We start from the raw sequence: 7,875 nt of genomic DNA on the forward strand, positions 1-7,875 counted from the left end.
GCTCCCGGCGCCACGCCCGGGCCGGCGGCCGGCACCGCGCCGCCCGCGCTCGGAGCGGCCGACGCCGTCCTCGACCGCCGCGCCCGCACGGGCAGCGCGAGCACACCCACCTCCGAGGCGCTCGGAGCGGCGCGCGAGGCCGCCCCCGCGCGCGGCACCACGGCCGGGACGGCCGCGCTGGCACCCGCGCCCGTAGCCCGCGGGGCGGCGCAGGACGTCCTCGGTCCCCACGGCACCACGGCGTCCCCTGCCACGGCGTCCGCCGCCACGGCGAACCCCGCCCCGACCCCCGGCGCGGCAGGAGGGAGCGCGGTCGTGCCCGGCACCTCGGCTGACGGTGGGACCTCGACGGGCGTCACCGGCACGGGCGTCACCGGCGCGGGGAGCGCCGCTGCGGGCAGCGTCGTCGTCGTCGCCGGCGACACCCTCTGGGACCTGGCCGCCCGCGCCCTGGGGCCGGAGGCCGGCCCCGCGGACGTCGCCGCCATCTGGCCCCTCTGGTACGCGGCGAACGAGGACGTCGTCGGCACCGACCCCGACCTCCTGCTGCCGGGTCAGACCCTCCGGGTCCCCGACGCGACCGGGACGACCGCGACACCCACCAGCCCCACCACCACCGACGCCAGGACCACCACCAGCGCCGCGGACGACAGCGCGGACGACCCCGAGAGGAGCGGACGATGAGCGCCGCCACCCTGCCCCGCCCCGTCGCGCCCGCCGCTCCCCCGGCCCAGGACGGACGACCCGCGCCGGTCGCCGTCGCCCCGGCCGCCGCTGGGCCGGCCACCGTCACCCCGGCCGCCGTCACGCCGGCCGCCGTCACGCCGGCCGCCGTCAGTCCGGCGCGCGTGCGGCTCGTGCGCCCGGCGTACCGCGGCGGCACGGCCGACGCCGGGCCCCTGGGTCGTCCCGCCCCGCCCGCGCTCCCGGACCGGGTGCGGGCGCTGCGCACGCGGGACGCGTCCTTCGAGGCGGAGGTCCTCGACGCCGACGACGTACCCGTCCCCGAGGCCGACCCCGCACGCACGGCCGGCACCCTCGCCCGGGCGGTCGTCGAGGTGCTCGCGGGGACCCGACCGGTGGCGCAGCTCGCCCGCTGGCTCGCGCCCGGTGTCTACGAGGAGCTGCGCGTGCGCACCGGGCTCACGCTCGGCGTCGCCGGGCGTGGCCCGGTGACGAGCGCCGGGACCCGTCCGGCGGTGCGACGGGTGCGGGTCGTCCCGGTCGACGAACGCTCCGTCGAGGCGACGGTGGTCGTCGACCAGGGCACGCGGGTGCGAGCCGCGGCCCTGCGCCTCGACGCGCACCGGGGCCAGTGGCGCGTCACCGCACTCGAGCTGGGCTGACCCTCCGCCCTCTCCGGACGACGGTGCTGGGCCGGGGAGGGACGACGACGGCGGGCCCCCGCGGGGACCCGCCGTCGTCGCGGTCGGCGCCTCGGTGCCGGCGTCAGCGTCGGCGCTGCTTGGCCGCCTTGCGCCGGGCCTCGCGGTTGGACGCGCTGTCGTCGCCGTCCGCGCCGGTGGCGGAGCCGTCGGGGCGGGTCACGACGGGCCCGCCGTCGCCGTCCAGGGACGGGGCGGAGTACTGCAGCGGCACGGGCGCGGGGCCGTCGAGCCCCTTCGCCACGATGGTCGGTGCCGGCTCCGCGGGGGCCGCCGCGGCGTCCGACCCGTCCGGCCCGACACCGGCGCCGTCCGCCACGGTCGCGCCGCCGGTCGCGGGTGCACCGTCCGGGGCGGCACCGGTGGCGGGCGTCCCGTTCGTCCCGGCCGCGGGTGCGGCGGTCGCCCCGCCGGCCCGCGGCAGGCCGACGCTGGGGGCGGCGCCGACGGAGTCCGCCGCCGCGGGCTGGACCTGCACCTCGAGGCGGTACAGGTAGGAGACGGTCTCCTCCTTGATGGCGTCGGTCATCGCGCCGAAGAGCTGGAAGCCCTCGCGCTGGTACTCCACCAGGGGGTCGCGCTGGGCCATCGCCCGCAGGCCGATGCCCTCCTTGAGGTAGTCCATCTCGTAGAGGTGCTCGCGCCACTTGCGGTCGAGGACGGACAGGGTCACGCGCCGCTCGAGCTGGCGCATCGTGGCCTCGCCGAGCTGGGCCTCGCGCTCGGCGTAGGCGACCTCGGCGTCGGAGAGCACCTCCCGCTCGAGCAGCTCGGTCGACAGGCGGGTGGGCCCGCCGGCCTCCTCGACGACCTCCTCGGGCGTGATGCTCACGGGGTACACGCCCTTGAGGGCCGTCCACAGCGCGTCGAGGTCCCAGTCCTCCGGGCGGCCCTCGGCGGTCCCCGCGGCGATGTAGCCCTTCAGCACGTCGCTGCGGAAGTGCGCGACCTGCTCGTGCAGGTCCTCGCCCTCGAGCACGCGGCGCCGCTCGTCGTAGATGACCGCGCGCTGCCGGGACAGCACGTCGTCGTACTTGAGGACGTTCTTGCGGATCTCGAAGTTGCGGGCCTCGACCTGCGACTGCGCGGACTGGATGCCGCGCGTGACCATCTTCGACTCCAGCGGCATGTCCTCGGGGAAGCCGGCGCGGGTCATCATCGCCTCGGCCAGGCCCGAGTTGAACAGGCGCATGAGGTCGTCCTGCAGCGACAGGTAGAACCGGGACTCGCCCGGGTCGCCCTGGCGCCCGGACCGGCCGCGGAGCTGGTTGTCGATGCGGCGCGACTCGTGGCGCTCCGTGCCGAGCACGTAGAGGCCGCCGAGCTCCACCACCTCGTCGTGCTCGGCCGCCACGGCCTCCTTGGCCTTCTCCAGCGCCTCGGGCCAGGCGGCCTCGTACTCCTCGGCGTTCTCCTTGGGGTCCAGGCCCCGGGCGGCGAGGTCGGCGACGGCCATGAACTCGGCGTTGCCGCCGAGCATGATGTCCGTCCCGCGGCCGGCCATGTTCGTGGCGACGGTGACCGCGCCCTTGCGCCCGGCCTGGGCGACGATCGCCGCCTCCCGCGCGTGCTGCTTGGCGTTGAGGACCTCGTGCGGGACGCCGGCCTTCTTGAGCTTGCTCGAGAGCAGCTCGGACTTCTCCACGCTCGTGGTGCCCACGAGGACGGGCTGCCCGTGGCCGTGGCGCTCGACGATGTCGGCGACGACGGCGTCGAACTTGCCCTCCTCGGACTTGTAGACGAAGTCCTTCTGGTCGATGCGCTGCATCGGGCGGTTCGTCGGGATCGGGACCACGCCGAGCTTGTAGGTGCCCTGGAACTCCGCGGCCTCGGTCTCGGCCGTGCCGGTCATCCCGGCGAGCTTGCCGTAGAGCCGGAAGTAGTTCTGCAGCGTGATGGTGGCGAGCGTCTGGTTCTCCGCCTTGATGGCGACGCCCTCCTTGGCCTCGATGGCCTGGTGCATGCCCTCGTTGTAGCGGCGGCCGGGCAGGATGCGGCCCGTGTGCTCGTCGACGATGAGGACCTCGCCGTTCATGACGACGTAGTCCTTGTCCCGCTTGAACAGCTCCTTGGCCTTGATGGCGTTGTTGAGGAACCCGATGAGCGGCGTGTTCAGCGACTCGTAGAGGTTCTCGATGCCGAGGTGGTCCTCCACCCGCTCGATGCCGGGCTCCAGCACGCCGACGGTGCGCTTCTTCTCGTCGACCTCGTAGTCGCGCTCCGCCTCGAGCCGGCGGACGACCTTGGCGAACTCGGCGTACCAGCGGTTGATGTCGCCGGAGGCGGGCCCGGAGATGATGAGCGGCGTGCGCGCCTCGTCGATGAGGATGGAGTCGACCTCGTCGACGATGGCGAAGTGGTGGCCGCGCTGCACGAGGTCGGCGCTCTGCCACGCCATGTTGTCGCGCAGGTAGTCGAAGCCGAACTCGTTGTTCGTGCCGTAGGTGATGTCCGCCGCGTACTGCTCGCGCCGCTCCGCCGGCTGCTGGCCCGTGAGCACCACGCCGGTGGTCATGCCGAGGAAGCGGTACACGCGGCCCATGAGCTCGGCCTGGTACCGCGCGAGGTAGTCGTTGACGGTGACGACGTGGACGCCCTGGCCGCCCAGCGCGTTGAGGTACGCGGGCGCCGTGGCGACGAGGGTCTTGCCCTCACCGGTGCGCATCTCGGCGATGTTGCCCAGGTGCAGCGCGGCCCCGCCCATGATCTGCACGTCGAAGTGGCGCTGGCCCAGCGTGCGGCTCGAGGCCTCGCGCACCGCGGCGAAGGCCTCGGGCAGGAGCGCGTCGAGCTTCTCGCCGTCGGCCAGGCGGGCGCGGAACCGGTCGGTCTCCTCGCGCAGCTCCGCGTCCGACAGGTCCACGAAGCCGCTCTCGAGGGCGTTCACCTGGTCCGCGATGCCCGACAGCTTCTTGAGGACGCGGCCCTCGCCCATCCGCAGGACCTTCTCGAGGATCGCTGGCACGTCACTCCCCTGGCTCGACCGGCGCGGGCTCAGGACCCGGGCACGGCGTGGTCGTCGGCGTCGTCCCGCCCCGCGGCGGGCGCCGTGACCATCGTAGGCGAGCCCGTGGCCGTCGCCCCGGCCGGTCGCCCCGCGTGCGGCAGCCGGGCCGCCAGGGGCAGCGCCAGCGCGCCCCGGGGCCGTTCGTCCCGGTCGCCCACGCGCACCTCGTCGAGCCCGAGCCAGGCGGCGACGAGGTGCAGCTCCGCGGCGAGCGCCTCGACGACCTCGCCCGCGTCCGGCACCGCGGCGCCGCGCCGCGACCGGGCGGGTCCGGGGTCGGCGGCCGTGCCGGCGGGGTGCGCCGCGAGGACCCGCAGGACCCCCGCCGAGCGGTCCGCCTTGAGGTCGACGAGCGCGACCACGTGCTCCCCGAGGAGGAAGGGCAGGACGTAGTAGCCCCACACCCGGGCGGGCTCGGGCACGTAGATCTCGATGCGGTAGCGGAGCCCGAAGAGCGCCTCGACCCGCCGCCGCTCGAACACCACGGGGTCGAACGGGCTCAGCAGCGCGGCACCGGTCGCGCGCCGGGGCACGTCCGCGTCCCGGTGGCGCAGGACCGGCCCGTCGCCCCAGCCCTCGACGACCACGGGCTCGAGAACGCCGTCCTCGACGAGCTCGGCCACCGCCGGGCGGACGCGGTCCTGCCGCATCCGGAAGTAGTCGGCCAGGCACCGGACGGAGGCGACGCCGTGCGCCCGCGCGGCGATCTCGACGAGGCCCCGCGCCGCCTCCGCGTCCGTCGGCTCCGGTGCGGCCACGACCTCCGCCGGCAGGACGCGCTCGGCGAGGTCGTACCGCCGCTCGAACGACGAGGTGCGGCCCGCCGCCGTGAGCTCCCCCGTGAAGAAGAGGAACTCGAGCACGCGCTTGGCCACCGTCCAGTTCCAGCCCCACGCCTCCTTGCTCACCGGGTGCTGCACCGAGAGCCGGTCGTGCACCTGCCGCCCGGTGAGCGGGCCCTCCGCCCGGACGAGCGCGCGCACCTCCGCCACCTCGGACGACAGCTGCAGCGGGACCTCGGCGATGGAGCCCCAGGCCTCCTGGGCGTAGGCGCGCTGGCGCCAGCCGAGCAGCCGGAAGGTGGCGGGCGGGACGAAGGACGCCTGGTGGGCCCAGGCCTCGACGAGGCGGCGCGGCGCCCGGCCCGCGGCCCGGTCGAGCAGGCCGGGGTCGTACGGCCCCACCCGGGAGAACGTCGGCAGCAGGTGCGCCCGCGCGAGCACGTTCACGGAGTCGATCTGCAGGAGGCCGAGCCGGTCGACCACGGACTGCAGGTGCCGCATCGTCGCGGGCCCGGTCCGGGCCGGGCGCGGGGCGGCGAGCCCGTGCGACCGCAGGGTCAGGCGACGGGCCTGCGACAGGGACAGGTGCTCGGCTGCGACCACCGGCCCATCCTGGCGCGTCCCACCGACACGGACCCGCGCACCGTCGTCGCCCGGCGAGGTCGGGGCCCGCACGACCCGGGACGGGCGCGGGCCCGGCCGTCCGGGAGGGACGACCGGGCCCGCGACCCTGAGGGATCCGTCAGCCCCCGGCGGCGACCGTCTCGCGGTCGACCTCGAACACGGGCGGGCCGGAGGGCGCGCCCACGCGGGCCGCTCCGTCGACCGCGTGGCGGCCGGCGTCGACCACCGCGGTGTCGAGCTTGATGACGCCGTACGTCCAGCCCCGGCGCCGGTAGGCGACGGACGGCTGGGCGGTCTCCACGTCGACGAAGAGGAAGAAGTCGTGGCCGACGAGCTCCATCTCGTAGATGGCGTCGTCGACGGTCATGGGCTGGGCCTCGTGGACCTTCTGCCGGATGACCACCGGCGAGTCGCCGAGCGTCGTCTCCGTCGTCGTGCCGGCCTGCATGGGGTCGGCCGGCGGCTCGGCCGGCTCGGGGGCGACCTGGGGCGGCAGCGGGCGGACGTCGACGGGGGCGAGAGGCGCCGGGCCGCGGTGCGTCTTGCGCCGGTCGTGCGTGCGGCGCAGGCGCTCGAGGAGCCGGGCGAGCGCGAGGTCGAGCGCGGCGACCTGCTCGTCGGCGCACGCCTCGGCCCGGATGACGGGTCCCTTGTCGATCACGGTGAGCTCGACCCGCTCGCGGACCCCGGACGGCTTGGCGTTCGCGTCGTGCGACACCATGACGTTCACGCGCATCGCGCGCGGGGCGAGCTGTTCGACCTTGGCCAGCTTCTGCTCGGCGTGCGCCCGGAACTTGGGCGTCACGTCGGTGTGCTTGCCGGCGACCACGATCTCCACGAGACCTCCTGAGGTGGGCGGGGCAGGTCCTGGACCTGCTCGCGACGGTGTTCGACCCGGGCGCCCTGGCGGGCACCCGACTGCTCGGCGCACCTCCCCTCCACCGGCCGGGGACGGGCTCACGACGCGGGTCCGTCGTCCGACCCCACCCCTCGGCTGGTCCGTCCACGCTAACCCGGCCCGCCTCCCCCGTCATCAGCGGGGACCCCGCGCGCCGTGTCCTCTTCCGGCCGAGAGCCGGCCGTGCCCACGCCGCCGCCGGGGCGGCGCGGGACGGAGGTCCCGGGGGGCGGGGTGGAGGCCAGGACGAGCGCCCCGACCACCGACGCCCCGGACCCCTCGAGCACCCGGCGGGACGCGGCGAGCGTCGCCCCGGTGGTGAGGACGTCGTCGACGAGGAGCACCCGCGGCGGGCCGCCCGACGACGCCGTCCCGGGCGTGGCGAGGACCCGGCGGCCCCGCCGGTGCAGCGCCACCTCCTCGCGCACGCCGCCCCGCTGCGCACGCCCCCGCCCGGCCTGGTCCCCCGCCCCCCGCCGGACGAGCGCCTCGACCGCGACGGCGGGCACCCCCGCGACCGCCATCCGGCGGGCGACGAGCACGGCCAGCCGCCCGACCCGGTGCTCCCCGCGCCGCCGCCGCGCGGCCGCCGTCGAGGGCGCCGGGACCACGAGGATCGCGCCCGCGGCACCCGGACCACCGCCCCCCACGAGCCCCGGGACGACGAGCCCCGCCGCGGCGGCGAGGGCGGCGCCGAGGACGGGCGTGAGGTCGGCGCGGCCCCGGTCCTTCCACTGCACGACGGTCTCCCGGACCGGGCCGACGGCGTCCGCGAGCGCCCAGACCGGCAGCGGCCGCCCGTCGAGCCGGTCCAGGCGGCCGGCCCGGTCCTCGCAGCGGCGGGGCGGGCCGTGCAGGAGCGCCGTGCACGCGACGCACAGGGGCACGTCCGGCAGGCCGCAGCCGGCGCACGCCACCGGCAGCACGAGGCCGACGACGTCCCGCAGCGCCGCGACGACCACCGCGACGGCGCCCTGCTGCGCCCCGTCCACCCCACCCGCCACGGACCCTCCCCTCCCGACGCCTCGCCACCTGCCCGACGAGGGTGGCTCGACGGCCCGCCGGCCGGGGACGGGGCGCGAGGGTCGCGGGCACGGCGGGTCGCGACCGGGGCTGGGGGCGGCCCGACGGCCGCGACCGCCCGTCCCGCGCGCCGGCCGTCGCGCGGGCGCGTCGGCC

At 76.8% G+C, this 7,875-nt stretch carries 6 protein-coding genes; 2 read left to right on the forward strand and 4 right to left on the reverse strand.

Translation table 11 applies throughout. From position 1 onward, the window contains the following. On the forward strand, positions 1-684 hold a 684-nt coding region (locus tag EJA20_RS17470), incomplete at its 5' end, for a LysM peptidoglycan-binding domain-containing protein (RefSeq protein ID WP_164984049.1). Beyond that, a complete protein-coding gene (locus EJA20_RS17475; RefSeq protein ID WP_129339804.1) occupies positions 681-1,346 on the forward strand; it encodes an Rv3235 family protein in 666 nt (221 codons plus the stop codon). The genes EJA20_RS17470 and EJA20_RS17475, both read left to right, overlap by 4 nt. 103 nt (positions 1,347-1,449) lie before the next feature. On the opposite strand, the gene secA is transcribed toward EJA20_RS17475, so the two are convergent. The 4 genes from secA to EJA20_RS17495 form a co-directional block, all read right to left on the reverse strand. Further along, on the reverse strand, positions 1,450-4,350 hold the full coding sequence (gene secA / locus EJA20_RS17480) for a preprotein translocase subunit SecA (protein WP_129339805.1): 2,901 nt from the start codon (positions 4,348-4,350) through the stop codon (positions 1,450-1,452). 29 nt (positions 4,351-4,379) lie between these two features. Then, positions 4,380-5,777 (reverse strand): winged helix-turn-helix domain-containing protein, encoded by a 1,398-nt coding sequence (locus EJA20_RS17485; protein ID WP_240675623.1) that lies wholly within the window; start codon positions 5,775-5,777, stop codon positions 4,380-4,382. A 139-nt stretch (positions 5,778-5,916) separates the two neighbouring features. Beyond that, a complete protein-coding gene (hpf, locus tag EJA20_RS17490) occupies positions 5,917-6,636 on the reverse strand; it encodes a ribosome hibernation-promoting factor, HPF/YfiA family (RefSeq protein WP_129339806.1) in 720 nt (239 codons plus the stop codon). Between the two features lie 170 nt (positions 6,637-6,806). Then, positions 6,807-7,700, reverse strand: a complete 894-nt coding sequence (locus EJA20_RS17495) for a ComF family protein (RefSeq protein ID WP_205687567.1) — start codon at positions 7,698-7,700, stop codon at positions 6,807-6,809. Positions 7,701-7,875 lie beyond the last annotated feature (175 nt).

This window comes from Cellulomonas endophytica (assembly GCF_004123805.1).
In the GTDB taxonomy this organism is placed as follows: Bacteria; Actinomycetota; Actinomycetes; order Actinomycetales; family Cellulomonadaceae; genus Cellulomonas; species Cellulomonas endophytica.